General features: G+C 73.0%; 16 protein-coding genes. 13 read left to right on the plus strand and 3 right to left on the minus strand.

Going from position 1 to position 14,168, the window contains the following annotated elements; all coding sequences use genetic code 11:
* Positions 1-86 precede the first annotated feature (86 nt).
* The 3 genes from ACZ58N_RS18210 (at position 87) to ACZ58N_RS18220 (ending at position 2,553) form a co-directional block, all read left to right on the plus strand.
* Complete coding sequence (locus tag ACZ58N_RS18210; RefSeq protein WP_471160552.1) at positions 87-695, plus strand: GNAT family N-acetyltransferase; 609 nt, start codon at positions 87-89, stop codon at positions 693-695.
* The gene (locus ACZ58N_RS18215; protein ID WP_471160555.1) at positions 692-1,591 is read left to right on the plus strand and encodes a PaaX family transcriptional regulator C-terminal domain-containing protein; all 900 of its coding nucleotides are present in this window, start codon (positions 692-694) and stop codon (positions 1,589-1,591) included. Before ACZ58N_RS18210 ends, ACZ58N_RS18215 begins: the two co-directional genes overlap by 4 nt.
* A gap of 164 nt (positions 1,592-1,755) precedes the next feature.
* Entirely contained in the window at positions 1,756-2,553 is a 798-nt protein-coding gene (locus ACZ58N_RS18220) for an RNA polymerase sigma factor SigF (RefSeq protein WP_471160557.1), read from the plus strand.
* A gap of 65 nt (positions 2,554-2,618) precedes the next feature.
* On the opposite strand, the gene ACZ58N_RS18225 is transcribed toward ACZ58N_RS18220, so the two are convergent.
* Complete coding sequence (locus tag ACZ58N_RS18225; RefSeq protein WP_471160560.1) at positions 2,619-3,041, minus strand: ATP-binding protein; 423 nt, start codon at positions 3,039-3,041, stop codon at positions 2,619-2,621.
* Positions 3,042-3,298: 257 nt separating this feature from the next.
* Here ACZ58N_RS18225 and ACZ58N_RS18230 point away from each other — a divergent pair, with 257 nt between their 5' ends.
* Positions 3,299-4,648, plus strand: a complete 1,350-nt coding sequence (locus ACZ58N_RS18230) for an aminotransferase class III-fold pyridoxal phosphate-dependent enzyme (protein WP_471160563.1) — start codon at positions 3,299-3,301, stop codon at positions 4,646-4,648.
* A 281-nt stretch (positions 4,649-4,929) separates the two neighbouring features.
* Positions 4,930-5,847: a factor-independent urate hydroxylase gene (pucL, locus tag ACZ58N_RS18235; protein ID WP_471160565.1), complete on the plus strand. Its 918-nt coding sequence runs from the start codon at positions 4,930-4,932 to the stop codon at positions 5,845-5,847.
* A 95-nt stretch (positions 5,848-5,942) separates the two neighbouring features.
* Here pucL and ACZ58N_RS18240 read toward each other — a convergent pair whose 3' ends face one another.
* Positions 5,943-6,425 (minus strand): histidine phosphatase family protein, encoded by a 483-nt coding sequence (locus ACZ58N_RS18240; RefSeq protein ID WP_471160568.1) that lies wholly within the window; start codon positions 6,423-6,425, stop codon positions 5,943-5,945.
* 240 nt (positions 6,426-6,665) lie between these two features.
* Here ACZ58N_RS18240 and ACZ58N_RS18245 point away from each other — a divergent pair, with 240 nt between their 5' ends.
* The 6 genes from ACZ58N_RS18245 to ACZ58N_RS18270 all read left to right on the plus strand — a co-directional run bounded on the left by ACZ58N_RS18245 (position 6,666) and on the right by ACZ58N_RS18270 (position 9,963).
* Positions 6,666-6,881 carry a CbtB domain-containing protein gene (locus ACZ58N_RS18245; protein WP_281208379.1) on the plus strand — a complete coding sequence of 72 codons (216 nt, stop codon included), beginning with the start codon at positions 6,666-6,668 and terminating at the stop codon, positions 6,879-6,881.
* Positions 6,882-6,925: 44 nt separating this feature from the next.
* On the plus strand, positions 6,926-7,681 hold the full coding sequence (locus ACZ58N_RS18250; protein ID WP_471160571.1) for a CbtA family protein: 756 nt from the start codon (positions 6,926-6,928) through the stop codon (positions 7,679-7,681).
* 86 nt (positions 7,682-7,767) lie between these two features.
* Positions 7,768-8,013 carry a hypothetical protein gene (locus tag ACZ58N_RS18255; protein ID WP_389699803.1) on the plus strand — a complete coding sequence of 82 codons (246 nt, stop codon included), beginning with the start codon at positions 7,768-7,770 and terminating at the stop codon, positions 8,011-8,013.
* Positions 8,014-8,104: 91 nt separating this feature from the next.
* Complete coding sequence (locus ACZ58N_RS18260; protein WP_471160574.1) at positions 8,105-9,166, plus strand: PucR family transcriptional regulator; 1,062 nt, start codon at positions 8,105-8,107, stop codon at positions 9,164-9,166.
* Positions 9,167-9,376: 210 nt separating this feature from the next.
* Positions 9,377-9,727, plus strand: coding sequence for a hypothetical protein (locus ACZ58N_RS18265; RefSeq protein WP_471160577.1), 351 nt, complete (start codon positions 9,377-9,379; stop codon positions 9,725-9,727).
* A 59-nt stretch (positions 9,728-9,786) separates the two neighbouring features.
* A complete protein-coding gene (locus ACZ58N_RS18270; RefSeq protein ID WP_471160580.1) occupies positions 9,787-9,963 on the plus strand; it encodes a hypothetical protein in 177 nt (58 codons plus the stop codon).
* Positions 9,964-10,080: 117 nt separating this feature from the next.
* On the opposite strand, the gene ACZ58N_RS18275 is transcribed toward ACZ58N_RS18270, so the two are convergent.
* Complete coding sequence (locus tag ACZ58N_RS18275) at positions 10,081-10,491, minus strand: hypothetical protein (protein WP_471160583.1); 411 nt, start codon at positions 10,489-10,491, stop codon at positions 10,081-10,083.
* A gap of 184 nt (positions 10,492-10,675) precedes the next feature.
* Here ACZ58N_RS18275 and ACZ58N_RS18280 point away from each other — a divergent pair, with 184 nt between their 5' ends.
* On the plus strand, positions 10,676-11,503 hold the full coding sequence (locus ACZ58N_RS18280) for a hypothetical protein (RefSeq protein WP_471160586.1): 828 nt from the start codon (positions 10,676-10,678) through the stop codon (positions 11,501-11,503).
* A 71-nt stretch (positions 11,504-11,574) separates the two neighbouring features.
* Positions 11,575-13,566 (plus strand): FUSC family protein, encoded by a 1,992-nt coding sequence (locus ACZ58N_RS18285; protein WP_471160589.1) that lies wholly within the window; start codon positions 11,575-11,577, stop codon positions 13,564-13,566.
* Positions 13,567-14,168: the final 602 nt, after the last annotated feature.

The following is a 14,168-nucleotide window of genomic DNA, read 5'->3' on the forward strand; positions in this document are numbered from 1 at the left end:
CCACCGGTTCCACGTCCACTGTCGAGCAATATTTCTATCGTTCAAAGAACGATCGTAGCGGCAATGAACGTATTAGGCTTGCCCTCATGACGACCGAGAGCGGACGCGTCGAGGTGCGGCGCGGGGTGCCCGAGGGCGCCGAGGAACGGGTGGCCGAGCTGTACTGGGAGGCCTTCGGACGGAAGCTGGGCGCCGCCCTCGGCCCCGCCCCGGCGGGGCGCCGGTTCATCGCCTCCCACCTGCACCCGGACCGCGCCCTCACCGCCCTGGACGAGGCCGGCCACGTGCTGGGGGTGGCCGGCTACCAGCTCGCCGGCCGCAGCCTCGTCGGCGGCGACGCGGCGGCCATCAGGGCCGCGTACGGGCAGGTCAGGGGCCTGTACCGGGTGTTCCTGCTGGCCCTGCTGGAGCGCACCCCGGCCCGCGGCGAACTCGTCATGGACGGCATCGCCGTGGATCCCGCGGCACGGGGACGCGGGATCGGGGGGCTGCTCCTCGACGGCATCGAGGAGGTGGCGGCCGAACAGGGCTGCCGGCGGATCCGGCTGGACGTGATAGCCGAGAACCCCCGCGCCCGCGCCCTGTACGAGCGGCGCGGCTTCCGGGCCGTCCGGGTACGGCGCACCCCGTGGCTCCAGGAGGTCCTCGGGTTCGGAGCGGTGACGACGATGCACAAGGCGGTGGCGGCCCGATGAACACGACACGCACGGTGGACGAGCCGACCTCCCCGACGGATCCGACGGCCACGGCGGGTCCCGCGACCGCACCCGCCGTCCCCACCCGACTGGTGGTGCACGCCTTGGTCCGCGAGGACGGCACCGTGGACGCCGGCGAGCTGTACGAGGTCGCCGGCGCACTCGGCATGAGCGACCAGCAGGTCCGCCTGTGCGTGAAGCGGCTCACGGCCGAGGGGCGCTTCACGCAGGAGGGCCGGGGCCGGCGGGCCGTCCTGCGCCTCACCGGCACGGCGGACATGGAGGCGGCCGGCTTGCCCCTGGTCCCCGAGGTGACGTTCGTCCGGCACGCCTACCGCCAGGACGCGGGGCTGGAGAAGTGGGACGGCACCTGGCACCTGTTCGCGTTCGCCGTCCCGGAGGCGGCGCGCAGCGCCCGCGACGCGCTGCGGGACACCCTGACCGCCCTCGGCGCGGCCCCCGTCCAGGGCGGTCTGTACGTCACCCCGAACGAGGTCGGCCCGTTCGTACGGGCCCGCGCCGCGGAACTGGGCGTCACCTCCGGGCTGACCTGCCTGACCAGCCGGGACCTCGCCGTGGGCGGGATCGCCGACCCGGTGGACCTCGCGGCCCGGCTGTGGCCGCTGGACCGGATCGCGCGACGGTACGAGACCTTGCGGGCCCTCGCCGAGGGTCCGGGTGAGGGTCTCGCCCACGCGGTGACGCTGGCGGCGGCCTTCGCCGAGGCCATGGGCCCGGACCCGCTGCTGCCGCCCGAGCTGCTGCCGGACCCCTGGCCGGGCGCGGGTGCCCGGGCGGCCGCGGCGGTCGCCTGGTCCCGTCTGCGGTCCGCGGCGGCCCCCGACGGGCCGCGACTCTTCCGGCTCTACGCCGAGGCGGTGGCCGACCCGGTGTGAGCCCGCTCCGCCCCTGGTCAGGCCCCCGTTTCACGTGAAACGACGCCCTGCTTCGAAAAAACGTGCGGGTATGCGGTGATTCATGCGGGTATATCAACCTCGACAGTGACCACGCGCGAGGCGGGCCCGCCTCGCGGCCAAGCCCCTCTGAGGAGCGCAGAGCAATGGACCACACCGACCTCACCGACGTCGCCACCCACGAGGCCCGATCCCTCTCGGTGGCCCTGTTCCGCAGGTTGGCCGCGCTCCATGAGGGGACGGCCGAGTACTCGTACGTCCGCAACACCCTGGTCGAGCTGAACCTGAGCCTGGTCAAGTACGCCGCCCGGCGCTTCCGCGGCCGGAGCGAGCCGATGGAGGACATCATCCAGGTCGGCACGATCGGACTGATCAAGGCCATCAACCGGTTCGACCCCGACCGCGGCGTCGAGTTCACCACCTTCGCGATGCCGACGATCACCGGCGAGATCAAGCGGTTCTTCCGCGACACGAGCTGGGCGGTGAAGGTCCCCCGGCGGCTCCAGGAGCTGCGCATCGACTCCGCGAAGGCGCACGACGCGCTCGAACAGGACCTCGGCCGTGAACCCACGGACGCCGAAATGGCCGAACAGTTGCACGTGACGCCCGAGGAGTTCTCCGAGGGCCAGAAGGCGGCCCGCGCCTACTCCGCCCGCTCGCTGGACGCGCCCGCGCCCGAGGACACCGACCGCGACCCCGTCGCCGAGCGGGCATCGCTCGGCGAGGAGGAGGGCGCGTACGACACCATCGAGTGCCTGGAATCGCTCAAGCCGATGCTCGCCGGCCTGCCCGAGAGGGAGCGGGCGCTGCTGATGCTGCGGTTCGGCCAGGAGCTCACGCAGTCCGAGATCGGTGCCCGACTGGGCCTGTCCCAGATGCACGTCTCACGTCTGTTGAACCGCACCCTGACCCGCCTGCGCACCGGCCTGCTCACGGACGCGTGACCCCGCCCGACCCGCCCACCGGCCGCGGACTCCACCCGGTCGCCACGGGTGCCCTGCGGGCCTCTTCAGCGTCCCTCGGAGCCCGGTTCCGGGGCGGTGACCTCCAGCCAGACCGTCTTGCCGGTCCTGCCGTCCGGCGCGGGCTCCCAGCCCCATCCCTTCGCGAGCCTCGCCAGTAGGACGAGCCCGTGCCCGCCCGGCCGTGACCGGCTCCCCGCAGGTCGGGGGCTCGGCGGTTCCGGGTTGTCGTCGCTGACCTCGACCCGCAGCCGCCCCGGGCTGTGGCGCAGCACCAGCTCCCGCGGCCCTCCCGCGTGCAGGCAGGCGTTCGTCACGGCCTCGGAGACCAGCAGGAGCGCGTCCTCGGTCTCCTCCGCGTACGCCGGCCACATCCAGTCGTCGAGTGCGCGCCGGGTGAAGTCCCGGCACCGGGTCACGACCCCGGTCGTGGCGCCGCCCAGGACGAGCCTCCGCGTCTGCTCCGCCACAGGCTCTCCCGTCTCCGACCTGCCCCTCGGCGCCGCACCTACCCGGCTCCGCCTCGGACAATCCCATGCTTTCCCCCACCTGAACACGTCCGGAACATACGGGGTACCGGCCGACGATCGAAATGGGGACCCGAATGGCGCCCCAAGTCGGGACGAAACGGGCGCCGGGCGGGCCTCGGATCGGCACGGGCGCCGGGCCGACCCGCGCGGTTCCCGGTCGACCCCGGGTCCACATCCTGGACAACTACCCTCAGTACATGAACGCAGAAGCCGACGCTCTCGCCACCGTGAAAGACGCCGACCGGAAGCACGTCTTCCATTCCTGGTCGGCGCAGGAGCTCATCGACCCGCTCGCCGTGGCCGGGGCCGAAGGCTCGTACTTCTGGGACTACCAGGGCAACCGGTACCTCGACTTCTCCAGCGCCCTCGTCTACACGAACATCGGCTATCAGCACCCCAAGGTGGCCGCAGCCATCGCCGAGCAGGCCGGCAAGTTGTGCACCGTCGCCCCCGGGTTCGCCGTGGACGTCCGGTCCGAGGCTGCCCGGCTGATCGCCGAGCGCACCCCGGGCGACCTCGACAAGATCTTCTTCACGAACGCGGGTGCCGAGGCCGTCGAGAACGCCGTGCGGATGGCCCGTCTGCACACCGGCCGCCCCAAGGTGCTGTCCGCGTACCGCTCGTACCACGGCGCCACCTCCACCGCGATCAACCTGACCGGTGACGCCCGCCGTTTCGGCAACGACAGCGCGACCGCCGGCGTCGTGCACTTCTGGGGGCCCTTCCTGTACCGCTCGCCGTTCCACTCGGCGAACGAGACCGAGGAGAGCGAGCGCGCCCTGCGCCACCTGGAGGACACCATCGTCTTCGAGGGCCCGCAGTCCATCGCCGCGATCATCCTGGAGACCGTCGGCGGTGCTCCGGGCGTGCTCGTTCCGCCGCCGGGCTACCTCGCGGGCGTCCGCGCGCTCTGCGACCGCTACGGGATCGTGTTCATCCTGGACGAGATCATGGTCGGCTTCGGCCGGACCGGCACGTGGTTCGCCGCCGACCACTGGGACGTCGTCCCCGACCTGCTCTGCTTCGCCAAGGGCATCACCAGCGGCTACGTGCCCCTCGGCGGTGTCGCCATCTCCGCCGCCATCGCCGAGACCTTCGCCCGCCGGCCCTACCCGGGAGGTCTGACGTACTCGGGACACGTCCTGGCCTGCGCCGCGGCCGTCGCGACGGTCAACACGATGGTGGAGGAGGGCATCGTCGAGCAGTCCGCCCGGACCGGCTCGGAGCTGCTGGGTCCGGGCCTGCGCGCGCTCGCCGAGCGGCACCCGTCGATCGGCGAGGTCCGTGGCGCGGGCACCTTCTGGGCCCTGGAACTCGTCCGCGACCGGGAGACGCGCGAGCCGCTCGTCCCGTACAACGCCTCCGGCGGCGACAACGCGCCGATGGCGGAATTCGGGGCGGCCTGCAAGAAGGGCGGCCTGTGGCCGCTGATCGCCGGCAACCGCATCCACGTCGCACCGCCCTGCAACATCACGGCGCAGGATGTGGCGAAGGGCCTCGCGATCCTCGACGAGGCGCTGAACGTAGCCGACGCCCATATGGCCTGACCTGCGAAATTGTAGGGTCGCCCAATCCGTGGGTGCTGGTGTTCGGATGATCCGTACGGTGGTTGAAGCGTCGTACACATGCTGCAATCCGTGCAGGAACCGCAACGAGCGACACATGCGGGCCCAAGCACCTACGGACCGGGATGCACGTCAGTCCCGGGGCGGCCCCTCGGGGCCGAACGGCGGGGAGCGGGACGTCCTTCAACGGGCGGGCGCTGGACGCCGGGCGTACGGGATCCAGAAAACCGGACTCCGTGTTCCCGAGACCCGAAGGAAGACACATGAGCAAGCACGTCCTGGCCCAGAACCAGTACGGCAAGGCAGAGAACCGCATCGTCAAGGTCACCCGCAAGGGCAGCGACGGTTCCTGGCACGAGATCCGCGACCTCAACGTCTCGGTCGCGCTCCGCGGTGAGTTCCGCGACGTCCACCTGACCGGCGACAACGCCAACTGCCTGCCGACGGACACCACCAAGAACACGGTGTACGCCTTCGGCAAGGAGCACGGCATCGCCTCCCCCGAGGCCTTCGGCATCCTGCTCGCCAAGCACTTCGTCTCCTCGCAGCGTCCCATCCGCGAGGCGCAGATCCGCATCGAGGAGTTCGCCTGGGAGCGGATCCCGGTCCCGACGCGCAAGGAGCAGCACTCCTTCGTCCTCAAGGGCCAGGAAGTGCGCACCGCGCAGATCACCTACAGCGAGACCACCGGTCTCCAGGTGATCTCCGGCCTCAAGGACCTGACGGTCATGAACTCGACGAACTCCGAGTTCCACGGCTACATCAAGGACAAGTACACGACGCTCCAGGAGGCGTACGACCGCATCCTGGCGACGAAGGTCACCGCGCGCTGGGCGCACTCGGCGCTCGCCGCCGACGACCCGGAGTACGACTGGGACCAGTCGTACAAGAAGGTCCGCAAGCACATGCTGGAAGCCTTCGCCGAGACCTACTCGTACTCGCTCCAGCAGACGCTCAACCAGATGGCCGAGCGGGTGCTCGACAACTGCCCGAAGGTCAACGAGGTCCGGCTGAACCTCCCCAACAAGCACCACTTCCTCGTCGACCTGGAGCCCTTCGGCCTCAAGAACGACAACGAGGTCTACTTCGCGGCGGACCGGATGTACGGCCTCATCGAGGGCACCATCCACCGTGACGGGGTGCAGCCGGTGATCGCGACGTCCGACTGGATCGCCGCCTAGGCAGCACGCCGAACGACTGCCGTCGCCACGGCCCGGACCGCGTCGCGGGGTCCGGGCCGTCGTGCGTCCCGGCCGGGCCGCCGGGGGCTTCCGTTTCAGGCGTCCCGGCCGCCGTCGGTCGGGGCGGCGTCCGCGTCCGGTGACCGGCCCACCAGCAGGTTCCAGCGGCCCGCGCGCCCGCTGAGCGTGGTGACCGTCCCCGGCCGCACGTCGAGCCGCCAGAAGGCGGCGGGCGGCAGGTCCAGCGCCGCGACCACGGCCGCCCGCACGACGGCCTGACCGACCACCACGTGGTGCGTGCCGGGAGCCAGGGTTGCCAGATGGGCTCCCGTACGGGACACCAGCGCGATCACCGACTCCCCGCCGCCCGGGGGCGCGTACTCCGGATCCGTGAGCCAGCGCCGGACGGCCTGCGGGTCCTCCGCGGCGACCTCGTCCAGGGTGCGGCCCGCCCAGGCACCCGTGGCGGGTTCCGCCAGGCCCTGGTGACCGGGGCAGGGGTCCCCGTGCCCGAACCGGGCCCGACGGGCGTCGGCGTCGAGCGGCGGGGTGGTCAGGTGCACGCGTACGGACGACATGGGGGGAGCGTAGGGCTCGGGACCGGAGCGTGGGACGGCGTGCGCGCGCCGTGGCGTTCGGGCCGGACGCGCGATACGTTCTCGGACGACATGACGAAGGTACGACGGAAGCACCGGTGAGAATCCGGCACGGTCGCGCCACTGTGAACCCGCACCCGCACCCCGGGCAGGGAAGTCAGACCCGCCGCCTTCGTCGCGAGCACCACTGACCGGGACGCGTGTTCCCCAGGAGGTTCTGCCATGGCCAACTCCGCCGTGCCCACGACGGCTCCCGCCGCCATCACCCCGATTTCCCTCTCCGCACTGGCGCCCTGGGCCGTCTTCGCGGGTGTGCTGACCCTGGTGCTGCTGTACTTCGTCGGCGTCGAGCAGGGCGCCACGGCCCTCTTCGAGGGCGAGACGATCCACGAATGGCTGCACGACGGCCGTCACCTCCTCGGCTTCCCCTGCCACTGATCCCTGCCGACCGCTCGTCCCCACCCGCGCAAGGGAACCCACACGTGAACACCGTCTCCCCCCGTGTCCTGCTCGTCCGGGGCATGCTCGCCGGCCTCGTGGCCGGTGTCGCCGCATTCCTCGTCGCCTACCTCCTCGGTGAGTCCAAGGTGGACGCGGCGATCGCCATCGAAGAGGCCGGCGCCGCCGTCGGTCACGACCACGGCGACGAACCGCCGGTCAGCCGGGCCCTCCAGGCCACGGCGGGCCTGGGCACCGGCGTCCTGCTGTTCGCCGTCGCGCTCGGCGGCATCGCCGCGCTCGTCTTCTGCTTCGCCCTGGGCCGCATCGGACGCTTCGGCCCCCGGGCCACGGCCGCCCTGGTCACCGGCGCCCTCTTCGTCACCGTGACCCTGGTGCCGTTCCTCAAGTACCCCGCCAACCCGCCGGCCGTCGGGGACCCCGACACCGCCGCCCGGCGCACCGCCCTGTACCTCCTGATGATCGCCCTGAGCGCGCTGCTCGCGGCGGGCGCGCTGCTCCTGGGACGGCGCCTGGCCCCCCGCCTCGGCAACTGGAACGCCTCGGTGGTCGGCTCGCTCGCCTTCGTGGCGGCCGTCGCCCTCGCGTACGCCCTCCTGCCCGGGATCAACGAGGTGCCCGACGGCTTCCCGGCCGCGCTGATCTGGGAGTTCAGGCTGGCCTCGCTGGCCATCCAGACCACACTGTGGGCGACGTTCGGCCTGGTCTTCGCTTTTCTGGTCGACCGCGCTATTGCCCCGGCCGCCGCGCCCAAGGAGGCTGTACAGCCGACGAGTTGAACACACCGCACATGACGCCCGTGCCCCAGTGATGCGAGGGGTGCGGTTGGTGTGCGCGCCGAAGTGTTGAGGGTGGGAGCCGGGACATGCATACCGCGATCTGGGAATGGCGGGGCTGGACCGGCGCCACCCCTTTCTGGCTCAACTCGTTACTCCTGCTCCTGGCCCCCTTCACGGCCGTCACGCTGCTCGCCCAGATCGGCGTCATCACGGCCCTGGCCGCGCTCGGTGGCCTCGCCCGCCAACTCTGGTACGGCGACCACGGCCACTCCGCGATGCACCTCGCCGCCGCCCTCATGGGGGCGGCGGCGGTCGCCTTCGTCGTGATGTGATCCCCGCCCTCGGGGGAGGCGGGTTCCGGCCTCGGGGACGCCCGCCGCCCGACGGGTGAGAATGGGTGTTTCGAGCGAAAGCGGGGCTGGTGTGACGTCTGGGCAGGACATACCCGAGGAGTACCTGAGCGGGTACGTGCGGATCCTCGAAGGCGTCGCGGCGACCGGCCGCCGCCCCGGACGGGACGAACTGGACGCCCGCCGGGCACTCGGCGAGAAGGCGGCCGAGGCGGGCTTCGCACTGCGCGGGCTGGTCGGCGCCCACCTCGCCGTCACCCGGGCCGTGCTCGGCGACCGGATCACCCCGGACCACGTGCTGGCGGCGGTGGAACAGAGCGTCGACGCCTTCGCCGAAGGGCACGAACGGGCCCAGCGCCTGGCGATCCGCCAGGAGGAGGCCGCCCGCCGCGAGTTCATCGACGACCTGCTGCTCGGCCGCAGCGACATCGGGCGGCTCAGCGAACGCGCGGCCCGCTTCGGACTGCACCTGGCGCACGAGCACGCCGTCGCCGTCGCGCGGGGCGCCGAGGCCTACGAGGACACCGGCCCCGCTATCCGGCACGTTGAACAGGCCCTGACCGCACGGTTCGGGAACAGGACCTTCCTCCTGGCGACCAAGGACGGCCGGCTGATCTGCGTGGCTCCCGGCGACCAGGACGACGTACTGGCCCACTTCGCCAAGCAGACCTGGGCGACGGCCGCCGCCCCCGGCCTCGTCGGGATCGGCAGGCCGCATCCGGGCGCGGGCGGGGTCGTCACCTCGTACGAGGAGGCCCTCGGAGCCCTCGACCTCGCGGACCGGCTCGACCTCGAAGGACCGGTGCTGCACTCGGCCGACCTGCTCGTCTTCCCGGTCCTGGCCCGGGACCGGGCGGCGATGTTCGACCTGGTGCACAGCGTGCTCGGCCCGCTCCGGGCGGGCCGGGGCGGCGCCCGGCCCCTGCTCGACACGCTCCACGTGTACTTCGACTCGGGGTGCGTGGCGGCCGAGGCGGCACGCCGACTGAGCCTGAGCGTCAGGGCGCTGACGTACCGGCTGGAACGGATCCACCGACTGACGGGCTCCAATCCCGGGGATCCCGCCGACCGGTACACCCTCCAGACGGCGGCGATCGGGGCCCGGCTGCTGGACTGGCCCGACCAGGACTCCTGAGCCGGATTCCGGGGGGCGCGTACGGGCCGCCCACCCGATGGTTCGGCCGCGCGGGTCGTGCCGACGCCGCGTCACATCCCTTCTTTGACAGGCCCGTCGCCCGTCCGGCTCGGCCGGCTGTCAGCCGACGGGGGTGTCTTCGTCCGCCGGTCGGGGGCTTCTTCGGCTTCGGTGGGGAGTTCCCCGGTGTGTCGGGGCACAAAGCGGGGCATGAGCGGTGCGCGATTCGCACGGGCAGTGGCGGCGAGGGCCCTGACAGTGGCCTGCGTCGCGCTGCTGTGCCTGTTCGGCGCCGGTCCGGCGGCCACGACGGTCGCCGAGATCCGGCCCGCCTCCTCCGCCCCGGCCGAGCCCACCGAGGGGCAGTCGGATCCGGCCTCGGACCCCGAGGCCCGCGCCGCCCTGCGGGCCCTGTCCCGCGCGCTGCCGGCCGTACGACAGCTGCCCCCGAGGGTGTTTCACGTGAAACACGCGGGCTCGCACTCCCGCGTGTCCTCGTACGGGCCGACCGGGCCGGTCACCTCACGGATCGTCCTGCGGAGTGTGGTCCTGCGCTGCTGAGCGGGCCGAGCAGCGGAGACGACCCCCCACACCCCCTCGAACCACCGTGAGGTTCCGCCATGCCCATCGACCCCTACGCCGCCCTGAACGCCATGCTCCGCGCCGAGGCCGCCCGCTTCACCCCGCCGGCCCGCAAGCCGGAACGCCCCGCGCCGCAGGCCGTCACCACCGAGCCCAAGGCCGAGAGCGAACAGCAGCCGGCCGTGGCGGCCGGGAAGCCCGACACGGCCGCGTAGCCCCGGACCTGACCGAGGGCGGAGCCGGTTTCCGCCCCCGGTGTGCGGCACGTGGTCACGTGCCGCACACCGGGGCCCCGGAACCGGCGCCGCCCGCGAAATCCGGTCGGAGCCCGATCAGGGTTCGCGCGTGTAGTAGCGGTAGAACGCCGCCACCCCCACGCCCACCCCGACGGCCAACCCGACACCGGTGGCACGCAGTACGGACTCATTGGTCAGGCTGTGCAGGTATCCGGCGGCGACACCGCCGAAGACCCCGTAGGCGGCGGCGTGCACCTCCCGTTTCATCCGGGGTCCCACCCGGGCCAGGGCGAGCATGATCGCGGCGAAGAGGACCCCGCAGAGGATCCCGTAGAAGACGTTGCCCGCGTCGACCGGGCCCATCTGGCGCTTGATGAAGGCCGCCCACACCCCGTAGACGAGGCCGGCCAGCAACGCCCGGACCAGCGCGTTCCTGCCGAGGTGGTCCGCATCGGCCGACCTGGTCGGTCGGTGCCGCCGGGAGACGGTAGGTGCCGCATGTGCCATGACGGGCTCCTCTCTTCCAGCCTCCAGAGCACACCCGCCACCCCCGCCCGGCAAGTGGATCACCCGTCCGGTCGCCGGTGGCGTGCTCCCGACCGGTCACCGGTGACGTGCTCCCGGCCGGCCGCCCCACCCACTCGCAGCAACAACGGTGGCGCCGCCCCGCGCCCCGCCTTTCCCTGGTGACGTGCGCACCTTCCTGTCGGCGGCCCTCATCGTCCTCGTGACCCTGCTCGTGCCCGCGAGCGCCGTCGCGTACTGGGCCGACCACGAGCTGGGGAACGCCGACCGCTACACCGCGGCCATGTCCCCGCTCGCCGAGGACCCCGCCGTCCAGGAAGTCGTCGTCACCCAGGCGGGCCGCGCCCTCGCCGGACAGATCGACGCCGGCCCCTTCCAGGACACCGTCGACGAGCTCATCGGCGAGGCCCTCCGGTCCTTCGCGGGAACCCCCGCCTACCGGACGGCCTGGGACGCCGCGAACCGCGCCGCGCACGCCGCCTTCCTCGACGCACTCACCACCGGCCACGGCGACGCCCTCACCATCGACCTCGCCCCCGTGATCGCCCAGGTCAAGAGCGAACTGGTCGGCAACGGCGTGCCCTTCGCCGATCGCATCCCCGAGACCCACCTGTCCGTGAAGGTCATGGAGTACGACAACCTCGGCGCGCTCCGGAAGGGCTTCCACATGCTCCAGATCGCCGGGGTCTGGCTGCCCCTCCTGACGCTGGCGCTCGCCGCTGCCGCCATCGCCGTCGCCGTCCGGCGCAGGCACGCCGTCCTCGCCACCGGCATCGGTCTCGCCGTCGGCGCGGGACTGCTGTGGATCACGGTCACCCTCTGCCGCCGCCTCGCCCTCGACGACCTACCGCCCGACGTCGACCGGCCCGCCGCCGCGGCGGTCTACGACGCGCTCACCGCCTACCTGCGGACCACCGCCTGGATCGTCCTCGCCGTCGGCCTCGCCGCGGCCCTCGGCGCCTGGCTGACCGGGCGACTCCACCGCACCCCATAAGCTCGGAAGGTACCCATCCTCCGCAGAACTCCACAGAACAACCGATTCGCGAGCGGCGACACGGAAGCGGAATGACCACCGAACGACGCACCGAGCACATACCCCCCGGCCGGCCCCGGCCGAACCCCCTGGCACCCCCCACCTGGCTGCTCGCGGGCCTGCGGCCGACGTCCGCCCCCGTGCCCTGGGCCGCCGTCCTGCGCGCCGGCGTCGCCCTGTCCGTCCCGCTGGCCGTCGGCTTCGCCCTCGACGAGCCCCAGTACGGTGCGCTGGTCTCCATGGGCGCCCTCTCCGGGGTCATCGGCGACACCGCCGACGCCTACCGGATGCGCGTCCTCAACATCGCCGTCCCCCAGCTCTTCGGCGCCATCGGAGTGGCCCTGGGCACCCTCGTGTTCGGGCACGGCTGGCTCGCCGTCGGCGTGCTCACCCTGATCGCCCTCGTCTCCGGCATGATCTCCTCGATCGGCACCGTCGCCTCGGTGTCGGGACTGCTGCTCCTGCTCAACGCCGTCGTCGGCGCCGGGCTGCCCATGCCCCGGCCCTGGTGGATCGCTCCCCTGCTGCTCGCCGCCGGCGGGCTCTTCGTCCTGGCGCTCACCCTGCTCGGCTGGCCCCTGCGCGGCCGGCGGCCGGAGCGGGCCGCCGTCGCCGCCGCCTACCGGGCCCTCGCCGACAGCCTCGAAGCGGCCGGCGGACCCACCTACGAGGACCGCCGCCGCGACGTCACCCTCGCCCTGAACCACGCCTACGACCTGGTCCTGGGCCGACGCGCCCGCGTCCACGGGCGCAGCCCGTCCCTCGTACGGATGCTCGCCCAACTGAACGTGCTCATCCCGCTCGTCGAGGCCGCCCCGGCCGCCCACCTGCGGCGACGGCCGCTGCCGGCCGAGGTCCCGGCGGCCGTCCGCGAGCTGGCCGACGCCGTCGAGGAGGGCCGCACCGGATCCCACACCCTCGTCCTCCCCGCCCCGCACAGCCAGTCCGAACGGGCCATCGACGCCGCGCTGCGGCACGCGGCGGCCATCGTGCACCTCGGCGAACCGGAGACCCACAACGTCGACGACCGGCTCGGCCGGCCGGCCGCCCTGCGGGTGCGGGCCCGGCGGGCCGTGCGCGACATGATGCTGTCCTCCGCCTCCTGGCGGTACGGACTGCGCCTCGCGCTGTGCATCGGGCTGGCCCAGTCGTTGGTCTCGCTGATCGAGGTCGAGCGTTCGTACTGGGTGGCACTGACCGTCACGTTCGTCCTCAAGCCGGACTTCGGTTCTGTGTTCTCCCGGGCGCTGCTGCGGGCGCTGGGCACGGCGGCCGGGTTGGTGCTCGCGGCGGCGGTGCTTTCGGAGGTACCGCGCGGGTGGTGGGACGTGCCGGTGATGTTCGCGCTCGCCGCGCTGATCCCCGCGTTCTCGGCGAAGGGGTACGCCTTCCAGACCGCCGCGATCACCCCCGTCATCCTGCTGCTGTCCGACCTCCTGAACCACCAGGGCTTCGATCTGATCCGGCCGCGGCTGCTCGACAGCCTGATCGGGTGCGCGATCACCCTGCTCGCCGGGTACCTCCTGTGGCCGGAGAGCTGGCGGACCCGGCTCGGGGACCGGCTCGCCGACTCCGTCGACGACGCGGCGCGGTACGTGGAACGGTCCTTCGCGCCGGTGGCGGACGAGGCCGCCGTGCGGGTGGCTCGGCAGGCGCGGCTTCAGGCGCGGCGGCGGATCTACCGGGATCTGTCCGGGGTGCGGAGCGAGTTCCAGCGGGCGTTGACGGAGCCGCCGCCGACCGGGGCGCGGGCTGCGGCGTGGTGGCCGTTGGTGGTGGCCGTCGAGCGGATCGTCGACGCGACGACGGCTGCGCGGGTGCGGGTGAACCACGGGGCGGAGCCGCCGACCGCGGAGGAGGTCGAACGGATCGTGCGGGAGCTGCGGGGGCTCGCCGAGGGCGTCCGGAGCAGCGTGACGCCGATCCGCGTCGAGGTCCCCTCCGTGGGGGACGCGTCGAGCGTCCTGTCCCCGGTCCTCCAGGAGGTGGCGGCGGCCCGTGCAATAGCCCAACCGTCGCGGTAGGGGGCGGTGCCCCTGGCCGGGGTGGGGGCTGCGGGTGGGGCGGAGCTGCGGGTGGGTCGGGGCCGGGGCCGGGGTGGGGTGTCGTCCGGGACGGGCATGATTTATGGCGCCCTGGCCGGGGCTGCGTGGGCGGGGCGGTGGCGTGCGCCAACAAATCACGTTTTAGTCCCGGCCGACACCCCACCCCGTCCCCGACCCCGACCGGCGGCACCCAGCGCCGTACCGTCCCGCCTCGCCGTAGCGTCCCGCCTCGTCGGCGTCCGCACCCTCCGGCCCCGCCGCACCACCCGGCCTCGCCGCCCCGCCTCGGCGCACCACTCAGCCTCGCCGGCGATTGAGGCGCGGGGTCCGGGGCAGAGCCCCGGGGCCCTCCGCCGGGACACCGCCCCACCCTCCGGCCCCGCGGCACCCCCCAGCCTTGGCGCACCACCCAGCCTCGCCGGCGATGGAGGCGTTCCTTTCAGCCTCGCCGGCGTTTGAGGCGCGGGGTCCGGGGCGGAGCCCCGGGGCCTGCGCCGGGGAACGGGCGCGCCGTTCCGGGCCGCCGTACTACCCAGCCTCGCCGGCGTTTGAGGCGCGGGGTTCGGGGCGGAGCTCCGGGG

It is taken from the genome of Streptomyces sp. NPDC040432, from assembly GCF_055595445.1.

Excerpts from the sequence above, each read along its gene's own strand:
- ACZ58N_RS18265 (WP_471160577.1), top strand. The coding sequence starts at position 9,377 with ATGAGCGGTGCGCGATTCGCACGGGCAGTGGCGGCGAGGGCCCTGACA.
- ACZ58N_RS18245 (WP_281208379.1), top strand. The coding sequence starts at position 6,666 with ATGGCCAACTCCGCCGTGCCCACGACGGCTCCCGCCGCCATCACCCCG.
- ACZ58N_RS18285 (WP_471160589.1), top strand. The coding sequence starts at position 11,575 with ATGACCACCGAACGACGCACCGAGCACATACCCCCCGGCCGGCCCCGG.
- ACZ58N_RS18270 (WP_471160580.1), top strand. The coding sequence starts at position 9,787 with ATGCCCATCGACCCCTACGCCGCCCTGAACGCCATGCTCCGCGCCGAG.
- ACZ58N_RS18275 (WP_471160583.1), bottom strand. The coding sequence starts at position 10,491 with ATGGCACATGCGGCACCTACCGTCTCCCGGCGGCACCGACCGACCAGG.
- ACZ58N_RS18240 (WP_471160568.1), bottom strand. The coding sequence starts at position 6,425 with ATGTCGTCCGTACGCGTGCACCTGACCACCCCGCCGCTCGACGCCGAC.
- ACZ58N_RS18215 (WP_471160555.1), top strand. The coding sequence starts at position 692 with ATGAACACGACACGCACGGTGGACGAGCCGACCTCCCCGACGGATCCG.
- ACZ58N_RS18210 (WP_471160552.1), top strand. The coding sequence starts at position 87 with ATGACGACCGAGAGCGGACGCGTCGAGGTGCGGCGCGGGGTGCCCGAG.
- ACZ58N_RS18220 (WP_471160557.1), top strand. The coding sequence starts at position 1,756 with ATGGACCACACCGACCTCACCGACGTCGCCACCCACGAGGCCCGATCC.
- ACZ58N_RS18255 (WP_389699803.1), top strand. The coding sequence starts at position 7,768 with ATGCATACCGCGATCTGGGAATGGCGGGGCTGGACCGGCGCCACCCCT.
- ACZ58N_RS18230 (WP_471160563.1), top strand. The coding sequence starts at position 3,299 with ATGAACGCAGAAGCCGACGCTCTCGCCACCGTGAAAGACGCCGACCGG.
- pucL (WP_471160565.1), top strand. The coding sequence starts at position 4,930 with ATGAGCAAGCACGTCCTGGCCCAGAACCAGTACGGCAAGGCAGAGAAC.